Below are 15593 nucleotides of genomic sequence, written 5' to 3'. Positions count from 1 at the left end.
CGCCGTTTATTAGCCGGATGGCGTCACAAGGAGAACTCATGACCGACACGATTAAAATCTACCATAACCCGCGCTGCTCGAAGAGCCGCGACACGCTGAACCTGCTGAAATCTAACGGCGTGGAACCGGAAGTGGTGCTTTATCTGGATACGCCCGCCGACGCCGCCACCGTGCGGGAACTGCTGCGTATGTTGGGCATGTCCAGCGCGCGCGAACTGATGCGCCAGAAAGAAGATCTCTATAAGACGCTTCACCTGGCGGATAGCCAGCTGAGTGAAGAGGCGTTAATCCAGGCGCTGGTTGAACACCCTAAACTGATGGAGCGCCCCATTGTGGTGGCAAATGGTCAGGCGCGCATTGGCCGACCGCCTGAGCAGGTGCTGGACATCCTCGGTTAACCGTTGAACGCCGCCGTCGCGGCGTATTACAGTTTCAGGATCTCTTTGACAAACGGGATCGTCAGTTTTCGCTGGGCAGTGATCGACGCATGATCGAGCTGATCCAGCGTCATAAACAGCGTGCGCATTTCGCGATCAAGACGTTTGAGTAAAAACCGCCCGACATCTTCCGGCAGTTCAAACCCCCGTAACCGGGCGCGCAACTGTAGCGCCTGAAGTTTGTCTTCATCGGAAAGAGGCTGGAGTTTATAGATTTGCCCCCAGTCCAGACGGGAAGCGAGATCGGGCAAGCCCAGATTTAACTGTCTTGGCGGACGATCGCCGGTGATCAATAACCGCGTCTTACCGGACTCCAGAATGCGGTTATAGAGATCAAAGATCGCCATCTCCCACAGTTCATCGCCAGCGACACACTCAATGTTATCAATACACACCAGCGAGAGGTGTTCCATACCGTCGAGCACTTCCGGCACAAACCAGGTGCGTTTATCGAGCGGGACATAGCCTACCGCATCTCCACGCTGCGACAATTCAGCGCAGGCGGCGTGCAATAAATGGCTGCGGCCCGCGCCTTCACGCGCCCAAAGGTAGATATATCCACTATGTTCCTGGCGCAACACGTTTTGTAACGCGGCCAGTAGAGAGGCGTTATCCCCCGGCCAGAAACTTGCGAAAGTTTCGTCGTCAGGAAGATAAAGTGGCAAAGAGAGCTGTGCCGGTGTGTTCAGAGATACCTCAACCCAGGATGACATAAAATCGCGCTGAGTTTACCACATAATTCCCTTGAGATAGAACCGGGCAGCATCGCTGCCCGGCAACCCGTTACTGATGCGGAGACTCCGCATCATTTGCCTCCAGTACCACTTCTTCCGGACGCAACAGGCTAATCAGTTTAAAAATCAGGCTCAGGCCAATCCCGACGATGGTCGCCAGCGCCATCCCTTTCAATTCTGCCGCGCCGATATGCACTTTCGCGCCGCTCACGCCGATGATCAAAATCACCGAGGTGAGGATCAGGTTTTGCGCTTTGTTGTAGTCGACTTTCGATTCGATCAAGACGCGAATCCCCGACGCGCCGATGACGCCGTACAACAGCAGCGAGACGCCGCCCATCACGGGTAACGGGATAATCTGAATCGCCGCCGCCAGTTTGCCGACGCAGGAAAGCAGAATGGCGAAAATCGCCGCGCCGCCGATAACCCAGGTACTGTAAACGCGGGTGATCGCCATGACGCCAATATTTTCCCCATAGGTGGTATTCGGCGTGGAGCCGAAGAAACCGGAGACGATCGTCGACAGTCCGTTAGCGAACATCGAGCGGTGCAAACCGGGATCGCGCACTAAATCTTTTTTGACGATATTCGCCGTCACCACCAGATGACCGACATGCTCGGCGATCACGACCAACGCCGCGGGCAGAATCGTCAGGATCGCGAACCATTCAAAACGCGGCGTATAGAAGGTCGGCAGCGCAAACCAGTGTGCCTGGGCAATGGGCGTGGTATCGACCACCCCCAGCGCGAATGACAGCGCATAGCCCGCCAGCACGCCGATCAAAATCGGAATGATCGCCAGGAAACCGCGAAACAGTACGGAGCCGAACACCGTCACCGCCAGCGTGACCATGGAGATGATAATTGTTTTCGTGTCCGGCGACTGCCCTTGCGCAGGCAGCAATCCGGCCATCCCCGCCGCGACGCCAGCCAGCTCCAGACCGATGACGGCAACGATTGCGCCCATTGCCGCAGGCGGGAACATCACATCCAGCCAGCCGGTGCCCGCTTTTTTAACGATGAAAGAAACCAGACAGAACAACACGCCGCACATAATAAAACCGCCCAGCGCCACTTCATAACCCAGCGGCAACAGCAGTAGTACCGGGGAAATAAAGGCAAAGCTCGATCCGAGGTAGGCCGGAATTTTACCTTTGCAGATAAAGAGATACAGCAGCGTTCCGATACCGTTAAACAGCAGCACCGTCGCGGGGTTGATATGAAACAGAACTGGCACCAGCACGGTCGCGCCAAACATGGCGAAAAGGTGCTGTAAACTAAGCGGGATTGTCTGTAAAAGCGGCGGTCTTTCACTCACCCCGATAGCACGGCGCGTCATAGTGTTTTCCTCTAAGTGTGTTTGTTATGAGTTGTTTTATTCAAAAAAAAGCCGACTCTTAAAGTCGGCTTTTAATTATTTATTCACTTACTTGGTACCAAAAATCTTATCGCCGGCATCGCCAAGCCCCGGAATAATGTATCCGTGCTCGTTAAGCCCCTGATCGATAGAGGCGGTGTACAGTTCAACGTCCGGGTGCGCTTTTTCCAGCGCCGCAATGCCTTCCGGCGCGGCGACCAGCACCAGCACCTTAATGCTGCTACAGCCTGCTTTTTTCAGCAGGTCGATGGTCGCGATGACAGAACCGCCGGTCGCCAGCATCGGGTCGACGATCAGCGCCATGCGCTCATCAATGTTCGATACCAGTTTCTGGAAATAAGGTACTGGCTCAAGCGTCTCTTCGTTACGGTACATCCCGACTACGCTGATACGCGCGCTCGGTACATTTTCCAGAACGCCTTCCATCATGCCCAGACCCGCGCGCAGAATCGGCACAACGGTAATTTTTTTACCTTTGATCTGGTCGATTTCCACCGGGCCATTCCAGCCTTCGATGGTGACTTTTTCCGTTTCCAGATCGGCTGTCGCTTCATACGTCAGCAGGCTGCCTACTTCTGAGGCGAGTTCACGAAAGCGTTTAGTGCTAATGTCGTTTTCACGCATCAGACCCAGCTTGTGTTTGACGAGTGGGTGTTTGACTTCCACGATCTTCATACTCTTCTCCTATCCTCAGATGACTGGCAACCACAAAAAAAATCGCCGGATTATACCGCTTTTCCTCTCTGACGCAACACAATGTATGCTTGACCTGGATCAACCAAAAGCGCTGATAGCGGAAAAGTGAGTATAAATCACTCACGTTGAAACAGGCGATAAAGGCTAACAACCGTTTGAATCTTAGCAATTTTAAGGATGAATGGCCTGTCCAGACCACCTGTCGTAAACCAAGTGCTGGATATCCTTTTCTTTTTTACCAACAGAGAAATTTTCAAGCAGCGACCGAAACCATGCCAAAAAAATCGCCCGGATATCCAGGGCGCAGACCACGCTCGCAAACGTTTGCTTTCCCTGTTAGAATTGCGCCGAATTTAACTTTTACCGCAAGAAAAAACGTGGGGAACCAGGCAGTGACCGATAAGACCTCTCTTAGCTATAAAGATGCCGGCGTCGATATTGATGCGGGTAACGCTCTGGTTGATCGAATCAAAGGCGTAGTGAAGAAAACTCGCCGCCCGGAGGTTATGGGCGGTCTGGGCGGTTTCGGTGCGCTGTGCGCGTTGCCGCAAAAATATCGTGAACCGGTACTGGTTTCCGGCACTGACGGCGTAGGCACCAAACTTCGCCTGGCGATGGACTTAAAGCGTCACGACGCTATCGGTATTGATCTGGTGGCGATGTGCGTAAACGATCTGGTCGTTCAGGGCGCGGAACCGCTGTTTTTCCTCGATTACTATGCCACGGGTAAACTGGATGTCGATACCGCCGCCAGCGTGATCAACGGTATTGCCGAAGGCTGCCTGCAATCCGGCTGCGCGCTGGTTGGCGGCGAGACGGCGGAAATGCCGGGCATGTATCACGGCGAAGATTACGATGTGGCGGGTTTCTGCGTCGGCGTAGTCGAAAAATCAGAAATCATCGACGGCTCCCGGGTTGCCGAAGGCGACGTGCTGATTGCGCTCGGCTCCAGCGGCCCGCACTCGAATGGATATTCGCTGGTGCGGAAAATTATTGACGTTAGCGGCTGCGACCCACAGACCACTCTGCTGGAAGGGAAGCCGCTGGCCGATCATCTGCTTGAACCGACCCGTATCTACGTAAAATCGGTTCTGGAACTGATTGAAAACGTCGATGTACACGCTATCGCCCACCTCACCGGCGGCGGCTTTTGGGAGAATATTCCGCGCGTTCTGCCGGAGAATACCCAGGCGGTAATTAATGAGTCGTCCTGGCAGTGGCCCGCTATCTTTACCTGGCTGCAAACCGCCGGTAATGTCAGCCGACATGAAATGTACCGTACCTTTAACTGCGGCGTCGGCATGGTGATTGCGCTCTCCGCTCCGGAAGCGGACAAAGCGCTTGCTCTGCTAAACGAGAAAGGTGAAAACGCATGGAAAATCGGTATCATCAAAGCCTCTGATTCCGAACAGCGTGTGGTTATTGAATAATGAATATTGTGGTGCTGATTTCCGGCAATGGAAGCAATTTACAGGCGATTATCGATGCCTGCGAAGCGAAGAAAATTAAAGGCACCCTCAGGGCAGTATTCAGCAATAAGGCCGACGCGTTCGGCCTTGAACGCGCCAGAGAAGCAGGCATTCCGGCGCAAGCGCTGACTGCCGATCGGTTTGACAGCCGCGACGCCTTCGATCGCGAGTTGATTCGCAAGATAGACGCGTATGCGCCCGATGTGGTCGTGCTGGCCGGTTTTATGCGTATTCTGAGTCCGATGTTTGTCGCGCATTACTACGGGCGTCTGCTGAACATTCACCCTTCCCTGCTGCCAAAATATCCGGGGTTGCATACCCATCGCCAGGCGCTGGAAAACGGCGATGAGGAGCACGGTACCTCGGTGCATTTCGTGACAGACGAACTCGACGGCGGCCCGGTCATTCTCCAGGCGAAGGTGCCGGTTTTTGCCGACGACAGCGAAGATGATATCACCGCACGCGTACAAACTCAGGAACATGCGATTTATCCGCTGGTGATTGGCTGGTTTGCGCAGGGGCGTCTAAAGATGCGCGATAACGCCGCCTGGCTGGACGGGCGTCGTCTGCCGCCGCAAGGTTATGCGTCTGACGAATAATACGTCATCGGACAGGACTGCGTCTGCTTGCCGGATGGTGGCATAAATGCCTATCCGGCCTACTCTTTTCCCTTCCTTTATGCTATCAGTTTATTGTCATATTTTTCTGGCGCAGTTGGACATTAACGCGTAATGCTCGCCATAATCATCAGGCAGTGTCCCGTGAATAAAACGGAGTATAGGTAGTAATGGGTCAGGAAAAGCTATATATCGAGAAAGAACTAAGCTGGTTAGCATTTAACGAACGCGTGTTACAGGAAGCAGCGGATAAATCCAACCCGTTGATTGAGCGGATGCGGTTCCTGGGAATCTATTCTAATAACCTCGACGAGTTCTACAAAGTGCGTTTCGCTGAGCTGAAACGACGCATTATTATCAGCGAAGAACAGGGTTCAAATTCTCATTCACGCCATTTGTTAGGCAAAATTCAGTCCCGCGTGTTGAAAGCAGACCAGGAGTTCGACGGCCTGTACAACGAATTACTGCTGGAAATGGCGCGTAATCAAATCTTTCTGATCAACGAGCGTCAGCTCTCGGTGAACCAACAAAGCTGGTTGCGCCACTATTTTAAGCACTATTTGCGCCAGCATATTACCCCGATTCTCATTAACCGGGAGACGGATCTTGTTCAGTTTTTAAAAGATGATTACACCTATCTGGCGGTGGAGATTATCCGTGGCGACACCATCAACTATGCGCTGCTGGAGATACCGTCCGACAAAGTCCCACGCTTCGTTAATCTGCCGCCGGAAACACCACGCAGACGCAAGCCGATGATCCTTCTGGATAATATTCTGCGCTACTGCCTGGATGACATTTTTAAAGGGTTCTTCGACTATGACGCGCTTAATGCCTATTCGATGAAAATGACCCGCGATGCCGAATATGACCTGGTGCATGAGATGGAATCCAGTCTGATGGAGCTGATGTCTTCCAGCCTGAAGCAGCGCCTGACCGCTGAACCTGTGCGCTTTGTCTATCAACGCGATATGCCCGCCGCACTGGTCGACGTGCTGCGGGAAAAACTGACGATCTCCCGGTATGACTCAATCGTACCCGGCGGGCGCTACCACAATTTTAAAGACTTTATTAATTTTCCGAATGTCGGTAAAGCCAACCTGGTCAATAAACCGTTACCGCGGTTACGCCATCTTTGGTTTGATAAAGAGAAGTTTCGTAACGGTTTCGACGCGATTCGCGAACGTGATGTGCTGCTCTATTATCCGTACCATACCTTCGAGCATGTACTGGAACTGCTACGCCAGGCGTCGTTTGACCCAAGCGTGCTGGCGATCAAAATCAATATTTATCGCGTAGCGAAAGACTCGCGCATTATTGACTCGATGATCCATGCCGCCCATAACGGCAAAAAAGTCACCGTGGTGGTGGAGTTGCAGGCGCGCTTCGATGAAGAGGCGAATATTCACTGGGCCAAGCGGTTAACCGAAGCGGGCGTCCATGTTATTTTCTCTGCGCCTGGGCTGAAAATTCACGCCAAACTCTTCCTCATCTCACGAAAAGAGGGCGATGACGTGGTGCGTTATGCGCATATCGGCACCGGTAACTTCAACGAAAAAACAGCGCGGCTGTATACCGATTATTCGCTGCTGACCGCCGATGCGCGCATTACCAATGAAGTGCGTCGGGTCTTTAATTTTATTGAAAACCCCTATCGCCCGGTCACTTTCGATTATTTGATGGTTTCTCCACAAAACTCACGGCGTCTGCTGTATGAGATGATCGATCGTGAAATCGCCAATGCCCAGCAAGGCTTACCGTCAGGGATTACGTTAAAGCTTAACAACCTGGTCGATAAAGGGTTGGTCGACAGGCTATACGCCGCGTCGGGTTCGGGCGTCCAGGTCAATCTGCTGGTGCGCGGTATGTGTTCTCTTATTCCGCAGCTGGAAGGCATTAGCGATAATATTCGCGCGATTAGCATCGTGGATCGCTATCTGGAACACGATCGGGTTTATATTTTCGAAAACGGCGGTGATAAGCAAGTTTGGCTCTCTTCAGCTGACTGGATGACGCGTAATATTGACTACCGTATCGAAGTCGCTACGCCTATCCTCGACCCGCGGCTTAAACAACGCGTCCTGGATATCATTGACATTCTGTTTAGCGACACGGTAAAAGCGCGTTTTATCGATAAAGAACTCAGCAACCGCTACGTGCCGCGCGGCAATCGCCGTAAAGTTCAGGCGCAGCTGGCAATTTATGACTACATCAAATCACTCGAGCAACCAGACTAACGCTATGCCAATTTACGATAAATCCCCTCGCCCGCAGGAGTTCGCTGCGGTCGATCTCGGCTCAAACAGCTTTCATATGGTCATTGCCCGCGTGGTTGACGGCGCAATGCAGATTATCGGGCGCTTAAAACAGCGCGTCCATCTGGCGGACGGGCTGGGCGCAGATAACAAACTCAGCGAAGAAGCCATGGAACGGGGGCTTAGCTGTCTGTCGCTGTTTGCTGAACGCTTACAAGGTTTCTCCCCTTCCAGCGTCTGTATCGTAGGCACCCATACGTTACGTCAGGCGCAAAATGCCGCTGATTTTCTCAAACGCGCGGAAAAGGTTATTCCCTACCCGATAGAGATTATTTCCGGTAACGAAGAAGCGCGCCTGATTTTTATGGGCGTAGAACATACGCAGCCGGAAAAAGGCCGCAAGCTGGTGATCGATATCGGCGGCGGGTCAACAGAGCTGGTCATTGGCGAAAACTTCGAACCCAGGCTGGTTGAAAGCCGTCGTATGGGCTGCGTGAGCTTCGCGCAGCTCTACTTTCCCGGCGGCGTTATCAATAAAGAAAACTTCCAGCGCGCCCGAATGGCGGCGGCGCAAAAACTGGAAACCTTAACCTGGCAGTATCGTATTCAGGGTTGGAACGTGGCGATGGGCGCTTCCGGTACGATTAAGGCCGCTCATGAAGTTCTCCTGGCGCTGGGTGAGAAAGATGGCTTCATTACGCCGGAGCGCCTCGATAAACTGAAGTCAGAAGTGTTGAAGCACCGCTCCTTTAATGCGCTCAGCCTGCCGGGTCTGTCTGAAGAACGAAAAGCGGTCTTTGTGCCGGGCCTGGCGATTCTGTGCGGCGTTTTTGATGCTCTGGCTATCCGCGAGCTTCGCCTTTCCGACGGCGCGTTGCGCGAAGGCGTGCTGTATGAAATGGAAGGCCGCTTCCGCCATCAGGATGTTCGCAGCCGTACCGCAAAAAGTCTGGCCAATCAATACAACATTGACAGAGAACAGGCCAGACGCGTGCTGGAAACCACCATGCAAATGTACGAGCAGTGGCAAGCCCAGCAGCCAAAACTGGCGCATCCGCAGCTTGAAGCGTTGCTCCGCTGGGCGGCAATGCTGCATGAGGTTGGACTGAATATTAATCACAGCGGTTTACATCGCCATTCGGCTTATATTCTGCAACACAGCGATTTGCCCGGCTTTAATCAGGAGCAGCAAATGATGATGGCGACGCTGGTGCGTTATCATCGTAAAGCCATAAAACTGGATGATATGCCCCGCTTTACGCTGTTTAAGAAAAAACAGTATCTGCCGTTAATTCAGCTACTTCGGCTGGGCGTATTACTGAACAACCAGCGGCAGGCGACCACCACGCCGCCGACGCTGCGGCTAACGACCGATGACAGCCACTGGACGTTATGTTTTCCGCATGACTGGTTCAGCCAGAATGCGCTGGTACTGCTTGATCTGGAAAAAGAACAGCAGTACTGGGAAGCGGTAACTGGCTGGCGTCTCAATATTGAGGAAGAAAGCTCGCCGGAGATCGCCGCGTAAATTGTGGATCAGACGCCGCGCCGCGGCGTCTGCCTTTACTGAATCTCAGATAATAGCTGCGGCTCGCCAATTAAATATCCCTGAAGATAGTCGATCCCCAACGACAGCACGACGCTTCGTATTTCTTCGCTCTCGACATACTCCGCGACGACCTGCATTTTTTTCATTCGAGCTAAATGACAAATAGAAGCCACAATCTGATAATCGAGACTATTTGACACTATATTGCGAATAAAACTGCCGTCAATTTTAAGAATATCGGCGTTAACGTTTTTCAGCCGCGCATAGCTGGCGTAGCCTGTACCGAAATCATCAATCGCTATCTGACAGCCAAACTGCTGTAGCTGTCCCAGCGTCAACTGCGCCTGCTCAGCATTGGTGAGAGAGTTGCTTTCCGTTACCTCAAAAACCAGTTGCCAGGGTTCAACCTGATATTGTTTAAGCAACTGCTTAACTTCTGCAGGAAAACGGGCGCGACATACCGATGTTGGCGACAGATTAATGGCAAAACGATGCGCGGGCATATATTCCCGGCTGTCCGCCATAAACCGCAGCGTGTTTTCAATCACCCAGAGATCGATAGCGGAAGACAAACCAAACTCATGCGCCACGGGTAAAAAATTGTCCGGGTTGATAACGTCGCCGTTGTCATCCCTGAGTCGCAGTAAAATTTCATGGTAAACGTCCCCACGAACACCGAAAATAGGCTGCGCCATCAGGAAAAAATGATCGTGCTCCAACGCCTGTTGCAGCCGATTCATCATCGCAATTCTGCCCTTCAAATCGCGCTGCAGGTGCATTGCGCCGCGCCGCTGTAAATCCTCCGGCGCGTTAGTCGTCAACGAAAGATCGGAACTAGTGCTTAATTCGCCCAACAGCAGATAAAGGTGGCTAACCGGAGAACGCACGCAGCAGTAGCTCACGCCGACAGGCGGCTGTAGCGGCAGTCCGTCCCAGATAAACCGAAACTGCTTAATATGTTTATCCAGCGCTTCAATACGCTGCTGATGCGCCTCTGTATTAAGACGCAGCACCAGGTCGTGCCCTGACATCTGGTAGACGCACTCATTTGAGGCCAGCATCGGCGTAATCCAGTGAGAGAGCTTTTGCTTATACTGGATGCGTAGCATGACGCCATAATTTTTACCCAATAGCTCCAGACCCGGCACGTGTAAAAAACAGATCGTAGACCAGGGCGCATTTTGGAGCGCGCGGTTTAACGCACGTAAATTGGGAAGATGTACAACCGGGTCAAGATAGGCCAGCCGCCGTGCGCGACCACTCACTACGCGCTGGCGCGTGGCCAGCACAGACATATAATTAACAATAAAAGAAAAAACCAGATAGCTCGAAGAGGTAATCGCTAATTGCGTATCATAACCTGAATACCAGGGCATATAACGCTGATAATAATGAATTGACGTAATTAGCACGACGGCCCAGATAATTGAAATAAACTTATAGCCATAGCGCATCGCGCCCCACAGCATGACCGGCAATAATAACGAAAGCGTATAGTTGGTACTAAATATTGAACTATTATCAGTCAATGGCATACACAGTATAAACATTAGTGTAGTCAATACGGCCAGCCAAATAACGATCTCTTTTTTAGTGACCTTGCTATCAATCTGTAGCTTTAATTGCTGATAATACCCGCGCAGGTGCAGCGGATTGCGGAGAGTACGAATAATAAAATAGCACAATGGCACGCCGATAAGGTTACCGACCAGTAACGCCTGGTAATTAATCAGCGTGTTGATATTAAAGGGCATTACCCCCATCAGGCTGGCTTTACTTTCGTACATGCCAACAAAAGCGGCAAACTGGTAGATGACCAGAAATAATGTTGCTGAACAAAATACCTGCCAGAACATTCGTTGAAACAACAGGTGGGCGTCGCCGTGGGAAACATTGTTTCGCCGGGGGGAAAAGACACGATAGCCGCCCCAACTTAGCACGATAGTAATGATAAAGTGCATTGTCACAGAAAGGGTTTCATACAGACCTGTCTGCGGGTATCTGCGCCAGAAGATAGCAAGCACAATGCCCGGCAGTGCTGCCCAGCCGAAAAAGAGCATCAGGCTAAGCATAAAAGCTAACGGCAGGTAAAAAAGAACCACATTTCCAGTGCTGGTAAGCGCATAAGTATTTGCGCTACTTAAAACAGGTAGTAAAATCGAAGGGAGAATGAGCGGTAGTCCCCACCATTTATCTCTGATATTTATATAAGTTTTATTTAGTTTCATAGATGCTCAGCAGAACCCCCCAATCCCAAAGGGGCGTTAACAGACAGGCATCCCACCTGACTTTAAATTGATGATGCGATATACATCACACGATAGTCATCGATTGTAATTATTAAACAAAAGTAACATTTGATTTAAGTCAATTATTACCTTTCTCCTGCCGCCTTTATTCGTCTTTTTATTCTTTGTTATCATTAATTTATTATTAATGTAAATACTAAAATTATCTTCCATAACAATATAAGATAAATCAACTGACGCAATTTTACATTAAGAGGAATTGACCATCGGTTCGCAGTATGCCTTAATGTAGAGTGAACGCAGGCTTGTTACGTTCTTCGCCTTGATAATACCCTTGAAGAACCCAGCCTGATCCCGCCCATATCGCTGGGCCAACGTTAAGGAACCCTTTGTGAGTCAGGCCAACAGTATGCGAAAACGACATCGATTTAACACTCGCATGACCCGTATCGTACTGCTTATCAGTTTTCTCTTCTTCTTTGGACGTTTCGTCTACTCTTCTATCGGCGCCTGGCAGCACCATCAGGATAAAAAAGAAGCGCAACAGTCATCGCTTTCTGTCACCACGCCGGGACAACGTTAAGCTGTTATCCGTTGGCGATATTATCGTCACAGGCTTACTGTGTTATCCAGAACTCTGTTTTCCCTTCCCTGGCTTAGCATGAACCGATAAAAACAAAGCATCGTACTATCTAATGCTTTGTTTTTTAGTCTAAAAAAACAATCAACTACAAGAAACGATAGTTTACTTTTTTTAAGATTAGTCTTAAATACATTCCTTTTTACGTTATTACCTAAACAAGGAATTGTGATGAATTTTAAAAAAAATGCTTTGCCTCTGGTTTTGTTTGCCTCTTTTTCTCTTGCCGGATGCCAGTCCAATGCGGATGACTATGCCGCAGATGTTTACCAAACCGGGCAGTTAAACGCGAAGCAAGAAACAAAGACCGTCAATATTATCTCTGTTTTGCCAGCGAAAGTTGCCGTAGATAACACCGCCAATAAAAAAACCGCTCAGACCTTCGGCGCAATTCTTGGGGCTGTAGCGGGCGGCGTTACTGGTCATAACGTGGGTTCAGGTAGCGGTTTGGGTACTACTGCCGGCGCGGTTGGCGGCGGAGCCGTTGGCGCAGCGGCGGGTTCATTAGTTAAAGATAAAACGTTAGTTGAAGCTGTATCTTTGACTTACAAAGAAGGAACGAAGGTTTATACCTCCACCCAGGTTGGAAAAACGTGCCAATTTACCACCGGTCTGGCGATGGTGATATCGACCAAAGATAACGAAACGCGAATTCAACCCAATACGAAATGTCCTGAGAAAAGCTAACTATCAGGAGATTTTATGAAGAAAGTTATTTTAGCCACTGTTTTATTCACCCTAAGCGGCTCGGTTTTATCTTCTTCTTTGCAGGATCAGCTTGCGGCGGTAGCCCAGGCTGAACAGCAAGGAAAAAATGAAGAAAACAGACAACGTGATGCTCTGCAAGCCAAACGAGATCAAGAGGCTCAACAGGAAAGACAAAGGCAAGCCAATGCGGCCGCGGTTGCTAAGCAGCGAGCAAAAGCGGCAGAAGCTGAACGGAAAGCACGGCAAGCAAAATTGGCAGCGGAAGCCGCGCAAGATAAAGCGCGCGATCAAAGCTACGAAGATGAGCTTCGTCGTTTAGAAATTCAGAAACAAAAACTGGCGCTGGCCAGGGAAGAGGCCCGGGTAAAAAGAGAAAATGAATTCATCGATCAAGAGCTGAAAAGTAAAGCTGCCCAGACAGATGTTATTCAATCTCATGCTGATGCAAACAGAAATCTATCTGAAGGCGGTCGCGATCTGCTGCAAAGCGAAGGTAAAGCCCGTGAGAAAAAGGCAAGCGGCTGGTTTAACTGATTTCGCTAATCATTTATGACCAGTAAAAAACCTCTGCGTGAGCGGAGGTTTCTGTCTGGTCGCACAGTATTTTCGCTGTTCAGGACGGGTCACCCTACATAAAAAAGCCCGCGCAAGAAAAAGAAGCTTTAGCGTTAACGCAAAAAGACAATCCCACTCAATGGGTTCAGGCCATGATCAGACGCTTAAAGAGCAACCGCGGGATATCCTGCCTGGGTGACAAGATCATATGCGCGGTTACTAAGATTCCCTCGACCGAATACAAAATCCGATAGCCTTCAGCGTGGTTAAACTCCCGGTAGCTGGCACAGCCAATTTTCAGCAGTTCAGGGCAACCAGTTCTACCTACGAGGGGTAAACCTCGTGGAACAACTCCAGGAACATCAATTGCTTCTAAGTACATCAGTAATTGGTTGAACTATAAACTGCCACCTGGGATCAGATTACCAACGTTGACAGGCAAAACCATCAACTCATTACAGCTAAGCTCAACGAATAATTTAGGTCGTTTCGTTGGTCGTAATGTACCCTGGCTCGGTTGGGTTATGACATTCACTACGATTTATGATATCCAGCGTGATATTAAAGATACATTTAATCGTGTGGCGGTTCCTAAAGATCGCATTCAGTGGACGTGCTTCTAATGAGAGATATTGAGAAAGAAATTATCGATTTTATCGATCAGGAATATAACACTAAAAAGTACTTTCTCTGTGGGCCAAAGCGAACCATCACGCTTGATACCAGTATTAGGGATGATCTAAAACTCGTTTTTGAAGATAGTGAAGAACTTCTACAAGAGTACTTCAAGCGTTGGAATATAGATTCAGAAGGATTTGACATACTCAACTATCTGAATCCAGAGTACTTTGGAAGTAAAGAGCCTGATCCGCGTAAGCCACTAACAGTTGGTATGCTCGTTGAAAGTGCTAAAGCTGGACGTTGGTTATATAGTTGAAGAATAAAGTTACTATATTTTAAATACCCCTTATTTGGGCTGAATCGCCACGGATAACCTGGGCACTTCTGAGTCGTTGGTAGATCTTTTTCTTTATCCGTTCACGCTTCAGTAGCTGGAAAAAGCTTTCTGCAACCGCATTGTCATGACAGTTGCCACGATGGCTCATACTGCCCTCCAGTCCGTGCGATTTCAGCCATTCATAGCGGGTGTACTGACTACCCTGATCAGAATGAACCAGCACCTGTTTTTGGGGATGACGTCACCACACGGCCATCAGAAGCGAATTCAGGACAATATCTTTTGTCATTCGTGGTTGCATTGACCAACCGATAACTTTGCGCGAGAACAAATCAACGACCACGGCAAGATACAGCCAACCTTCGTGGGTTCGTAATTATGTCAAATTTGCCGTCAGGAGCTGTGCACTACACAGAAAACTCATCTATGCACATAAATAAAAACCCTCTGCAAAAACAGATGGTTAAATTTCCTTTTACCTGTTCATGAAAACACAGGAAGGGTTATCGGTTTATTCCCACTCAATGGTTTATAATAATTCTATCTAATTGTTATTAATTGGTTTTATGAGATAAGCTTTCTTGTGATACCGTAATTAATACCGTAAGAATGATAAAGCTGAGGCTGTAAACTATTTTTTACACATAAGTTACATCCAGCCTTCTTTGAACTCTCACCATTGCCAGACAGCGGACATTGGTAAACTGATCGGGTTCTCAGGCCATTATCAGACGCTTAAACAGCAGCTGCTGAACATCCTGCCGATGTGCCAGGATCGCATGTGCTGTCACTAACGTTCCGTCTACTGAATACAAAACCCGGTAGCCTTCAGAGTGGTTAAATTCCCGGTATTTGGCGCAGCCAATTTTCAGCAATTCAGGGCAAATCTGGCATCCCAGCGGGAACTGACCCACGGTACTCTCAAACTGTGTGAGAATATCTGCGATAACCGGACGAGGCTCAACATCAACACGCTTCAGAAAACCGGCTATTGTGTCAATGCAGTGTCTTACCGTAAGCGTGTACTCAAAGGTCACCTGCTGTTCCATGGAAATCCCTTAACGTTTAGCGCGCTGCGTTTAATCCGCAAGGCCATCCAGCAACTGGTCTTTCGAGAACACGCGCCCTTCAGCTTTATCTTTCTCTGACAGGGTAAGCAGCTTCAGCAAAGCAATGGCGTTCTCCCGTTCCTGTTGCTGGTCATAGGACTCTATAACATAAGCAGGCACACCATTTTGTGTGACCAGGATGGGTTCTGACAGATCAAGCGTTGCTGCGTTCTTTTTAACGTAGCTGATTGTCTCTACTTTCATGATTGGTCCGCCTAATAGTCATCCTTTGGTTTTAA

Annotated in this window: 16 protein-coding genes and 3 pseudogenes; 10 read left to right on the top strand and 9 right to left on the bottom strand. The window is 49.8% G+C overall.

Annotated elements, in window-relative coordinates:
- Positions 1 to 38: 38 nt before the first annotated feature.
- Positions 39 to 398, top strand: a complete 360-nt coding sequence (gene arsC, locus OLG56_RS06395) for an arsenate reductase (glutaredoxin) (RefSeq protein ID WP_000132650.1) — start codon at positions 39 to 41, stop codon at positions 396 to 398.
- Positions 399 to 424: 26 nt separating this feature from the next.
- Here the strand turns inward: arsC and OLG56_RS06390 are convergent, their stop codons facing one another.
- From OLG56_RS06390 to upp, 3 genes are all read right to left on the bottom strand, one after another.
- Positions 425 to 1126: a DnaA inactivator Hda gene (locus tag OLG56_RS06390; RefSeq protein WP_061835882.1), complete on the bottom strand. Its 702-nt coding sequence runs from the start codon at positions 1124 to 1126 to the stop codon at positions 425 to 427.
- A 94-nt stretch (positions 1127 to 1220) separates the two neighbouring features.
- Complete coding sequence (gene uraA, locus OLG56_RS06385) at positions 1221 to 2510, bottom strand: uracil permease (protein ID WP_000198346.1); 1290 nt, start codon at positions 2508 to 2510, stop codon at positions 1221 to 1223.
- An 87-nt stretch (positions 2511 to 2597) separates the two neighbouring features.
- Positions 2598 to 3224 carry a uracil phosphoribosyltransferase gene (gene upp, locus OLG56_RS06380; protein ID WP_000706208.1) on the bottom strand — a complete coding sequence of 209 codons (627 nt, stop codon included), beginning with the start codon at positions 3222 to 3224 and terminating at the stop codon, positions 2598 to 2600.
- A 413-nt stretch (positions 3225 to 3637) separates the two neighbouring features.
- On the opposite strand from upp, the gene purM reads away from it, so the two are divergent.
- The 4 genes from purM to ppx all read left to right on the top strand — a co-directional run bounded on the left by purM (position 3638) and on the right by ppx (position 9114).
- A complete protein-coding gene (purM, locus tag OLG56_RS06375; protein ID WP_000130477.1) occupies positions 3638 to 4675 on the top strand; it encodes a phosphoribosylformylglycinamidine cyclo-ligase in 1038 nt (345 codons plus the stop codon).
- Positions 4675 to 5313, top strand: a complete 639-nt coding sequence (purN, locus tag OLG56_RS06370; RefSeq protein ID WP_001028588.1) for a phosphoribosylglycinamide formyltransferase — start codon at positions 4675 to 4677, stop codon at positions 5311 to 5313. The genes purM and purN overlap by 1 nt, the downstream gene beginning before the upstream one ends.
- A 188-nt stretch (positions 5314 to 5501) precedes the next feature.
- On the top strand, positions 5502 to 7568 hold the full coding sequence (gene ppk1 / locus OLG56_RS06365) for a polyphosphate kinase 1 (RefSeq protein ID WP_000529555.1): 2067 nt from the start codon (positions 5502 to 5504) through the stop codon (positions 7566 to 7568).
- 4 nt (positions 7569 to 7572) lie between these two features.
- Positions 7573 to 9114: an exopolyphosphatase gene (gene ppx / locus OLG56_RS06360; protein ID WP_001123330.1), complete on the top strand. Its 1542-nt coding sequence runs from the start codon at positions 7573 to 7575 to the stop codon at positions 9112 to 9114.
- A 35-nt stretch (positions 9115 to 9149) separates the two neighbouring features.
- Here the strand turns inward: ppx and OLG56_RS06355 are convergent, their stop codons facing one another.
- Entirely contained in the window at positions 9150 to 11363 is a 2214-nt protein-coding gene (locus OLG56_RS06355; RefSeq protein WP_061377283.1) for a bifunctional diguanylate cyclase/phosphodiesterase, read from the bottom strand.
- Positions 11364 to 11459: 96 nt separating this feature from the next.
- Positions 11460 to 11597 carry a hypothetical protein gene (locus OLG56_RS06350; protein ID WP_031603429.1) on the bottom strand — a complete coding sequence of 46 codons (138 nt, stop codon included), beginning with the start codon at positions 11595 to 11597 and terminating at the stop codon, positions 11460 to 11462.
- A 178-nt stretch (positions 11598 to 11775) separates the two neighbouring features.
- Between OLG56_RS06350 and OLG56_RS06345 the strand changes: the two genes are divergently transcribed.
- The 3 genes from OLG56_RS06345 (at position 11776) to OLG56_RS06335 (ending at position 13266) form a co-directional block, all read left to right on the top strand.
- Positions 11776 to 11967, top strand: coding sequence for a YfgG family protein (locus OLG56_RS06345; protein ID WP_000075924.1), 192 nt, complete (start codon positions 11776 to 11778; stop codon positions 11965 to 11967).
- A gap of 225 nt (positions 11968 to 12192) precedes the next feature.
- The gene (locus OLG56_RS06340) at positions 12193 to 12711 is read left to right on the top strand and encodes an outer membrane lipoprotein (protein ID WP_023136450.1); all 519 of its coding nucleotides are present in this window, start codon (positions 12193 to 12195) and stop codon (positions 12709 to 12711) included.
- A 15-nt stretch (positions 12712 to 12726) separates the two neighbouring features.
- Positions 12727 to 13266 (top strand): DUF5384 family protein, encoded by a 540-nt coding sequence (locus OLG56_RS06335; protein WP_000755795.1) that lies wholly within the window; start codon positions 12727 to 12729, stop codon positions 13264 to 13266.
- Positions 13267 to 13432: 166 nt separating this feature from the next.
- On the opposite strand, the gene OLG56_RS06330 is transcribed toward OLG56_RS06335, so the two are convergent.
- Complete coding sequence (locus OLG56_RS06330; protein WP_024146631.1) at positions 13433 to 13669, bottom strand: hypothetical protein; 237 nt, start codon at positions 13667 to 13669, stop codon at positions 13433 to 13435.
- Between OLG56_RS06330 and OLG56_RS22180 the strand changes: the two are divergent.
- Positions 13593 to 13910: pseudogene (locus tag OLG56_RS22180) on the top strand (STM2901 family protein); the annotation flags it as partial. The gene OLG56_RS06330 and the pseudogene OLG56_RS22180 overlap by 77 nt on opposite strands.
- Positions 13895 to 14224 carry a DUF1493 family protein gene (locus OLG56_RS06325; RefSeq protein WP_023215027.1) on the top strand — a complete coding sequence of 110 codons (330 nt, stop codon included), beginning with the start codon at positions 13895 to 13897 and terminating at the stop codon, positions 14222 to 14224. The pseudogene OLG56_RS22180 and the gene OLG56_RS06325, both read left to right, overlap by 16 nt.
- 76 nt (positions 14225 to 14300) lie before the next feature.
- On the opposite strand, the pseudogene OLG56_RS06320 reads toward OLG56_RS06325, so the two are convergent.
- From OLG56_RS06320 to OLG56_RS06310, 3 genes and pseudogenes are all read right to left on the bottom strand, one after another.
- Positions 14301 to 14621, bottom strand: a pseudogene (locus OLG56_RS06320) (DDE-type integrase/transposase/recombinase); the annotation flags it as partial.
- 340 nt (positions 14622 to 14961) lie between these two features.
- Positions 14962 to 15129 (bottom strand): annotated as a pseudogene (locus tag OLG56_RS06315) (type II toxin-antitoxin system RelE/ParE family toxin); the annotation flags it as partial.
- A 195-nt stretch (positions 15130 to 15324) separates the two neighbouring features.
- Positions 15325 to 15558, bottom strand: coding sequence for a type II toxin-antitoxin system Phd/YefM family antitoxin (locus OLG56_RS06310; protein WP_004853132.1), 234 nt, complete (start codon positions 15556 to 15558; stop codon positions 15325 to 15327).
- Between the last annotated feature and the right edge of the window lie 35 nt (positions 15559 to 15593).

Source organism: Salmonella sp. 2018103, from assembly GCF_026247685.1.
GTDB lineage: Bacteria > Pseudomonadota > Gammaproteobacteria > Enterobacterales > Enterobacteriaceae > Salmonella > Salmonella enterica.
Note: the sequence above shows the minus strand (reverse complement) of the source record. Positions and strands in the feature narration are given on the sequence as shown.

Coding starts and splice junctions, on each gene's coding strand:
- arsC (WP_000132650.1), top strand. CDS start 39: ATGACCGACACGATTAAAATCTACCATAACCCGCGCTGCTCGAAGAGC.
- uraA (WP_000198346.1), bottom strand. CDS start 2,510: ATGACGCGCCGTGCTATCGGGGTGAGTGAAAGACCGCCGCTTTTACAG.
- upp (WP_000706208.1), bottom strand. CDS start 3,224: ATGAAGATCGTGGAAGTCAAACACCCACTCGTCAAACACAAGCTGGGT.
- purN (WP_001028588.1), top strand. CDS start 4,675: ATGAATATTGTGGTGCTGATTTCCGGCAATGGAAGCAATTTACAGGCG.
- ppk1 (WP_000529555.1), top strand. CDS start 5,502: ATGGGTCAGGAAAAGCTATATATCGAGAAAGAACTAAGCTGGTTAGCA.
- ppx (WP_001123330.1), top strand. CDS start 7,573: ATGCCAATTTACGATAAATCCCCTCGCCCGCAGGAGTTCGCTGCGGTC.
- OLG56_RS06355 (WP_061377283.1), bottom strand. CDS start 11,363: ATGAAACTAAATAAAACTTATATAAATATCAGAGATAAATGGTGGGGA.
- OLG56_RS06350 (WP_031603429.1), bottom strand. CDS start 11,597: ATGGAAGATAATTTTAGTATTTACATTAATAATAAATTAATGATAACA.
- OLG56_RS06335 (WP_000755795.1), top strand. CDS start 12,727: ATGAAGAAAGTTATTTTAGCCACTGTTTTATTCACCCTAAGCGGCTCG.
- OLG56_RS06330 (WP_024146631.1), bottom strand. CDS start 13,669: ATGTACTTAGAAGCAATTGATGTTCCTGGAGTTGTTCCACGAGGTTTA.
- OLG56_RS06310 (WP_004853132.1), bottom strand. CDS start 15,558: ATGAAAGTAGAGACAATCAGCTACGTTAAAAAGAACGCAGCAACGCTT.